General features: G+C 50.5%; 6 tRNA genes and 1 rRNA gene. All 7 read left to right on the top strand.

The annotated features are described in order from the left end of the window. The first annotated feature begins 2 nt into the window (after positions 1-2). The 7 genes from rrf (at position 3) to LCM29_RS15150 (ending at position 698) form a co-directional block, all read left to right on the top strand. A 5S ribosomal RNA gene (rrf, locus tag LCM29_RS15120) occupies positions 3-119 on the top strand. Between the two features lie 8 nt (positions 120-127). Next, positions 128-203: transfer RNA gene (locus tag LCM29_RS15125), tRNA-Val, on the top strand. 9 nt (positions 204-212) lie between these two features. Beyond that, positions 213-288: transfer RNA gene (locus LCM29_RS15130), tRNA-Thr, on the top strand. 41 nt (positions 289-329) lie between these two features. Continuing rightward, a tRNA-Leu gene (locus LCM29_RS15135) sits at positions 330-416 on the top strand. Positions 417-447: 31 nt separating this feature from the next. Next, a tRNA-Arg gene (locus LCM29_RS15140) sits at positions 448-524 on the top strand. A 6-nt stretch (positions 525-530) separates the two neighbouring features. After that, positions 531-607 (top strand) — tRNA-Pro (locus tag LCM29_RS15145). A gap of 15 nt (positions 608-622) precedes the next feature. Beyond that, a tRNA-Ala gene (locus LCM29_RS15150) sits at positions 623-698 on the top strand. The last annotated feature ends 132 nt before the right edge of the window (positions 699-830 follow it).

The following is an 830-nucleotide window of genomic DNA, read 5'->3' on the forward strand; positions in this document are numbered from 1 at the left end:
TGTCTGGTGGCGATAGCGAGACGGCCACACCCGTTCCCATGCCGAACACGGAAGTTAAGCGTCTCAGCGCCGAAAGTAGTTGGGGGATCTCCCCCTGTGAGGATAGGACGTTGCCAGGCTACATATTGGAGGATTAGCTCAGCTGGGAGAGCACCTGCCTTACAAGCAGGGGGTCGGCGGTTCGATCCCGTCATCCTCCACCATTTACACCTGCCGGTGTAGCTCAGTTGGTAGAGCATCTGACTTGTAATCAGAGGGTCGAGGGTTCGAATCCTTTCGCCGGCACCATTTGATCTTTTTAAAAAGTCTACCGCTAGAAATTATACCTTGCCGGGGTGGCGGAATTGGTAGACGCACAGGACTTAAAATCCTGCGAGGGTTTCCTCGTGCCGGTTCAAGTCCGGCCCTCGGTACCATTAATATTTTCCCATGATGATTATTCGTCTCGCACCCTTAGCTCAGCTGGATAGAGCGTTAGACTACGAATCTAAAGGCCGGGAGTTCGAATCTCTCAGGGTGCACCATTTTTACGGGAAGTAGCTCAGCTTGGTAGAGCACTTGGTTTGGGACCAAGGGGTCGCAGGTTCGAATCCTGTCTTCCCGACCATCATCACTTTTATATGGGGCCTTAGCTCAGCTGGGAGAGCGCCTGCCTTGCACGCAGGAGGTCAGCGGTTCGATCCCGCTAGGCTCCACCATTTTTATTTTTTTACAGACGAACTTTGAAAACTGAACGATGAGGCAAAAATAAGTTTTACAATTTTTGAATGAAGCGCAAGCTTCGTCAATTTAAGAGCTATATCAAATTCTTTGGAGAGTTTGATCCTGGC

The sequence above is a fragment of the Exiguobacterium aestuarii genome (assembly GCF_020171655.1).
Taxonomy (GTDB): Bacteria; Bacillota; Bacilli; order Exiguobacteriales; family Exiguobacteriaceae; genus Exiguobacterium; species Exiguobacterium aestuarii_A.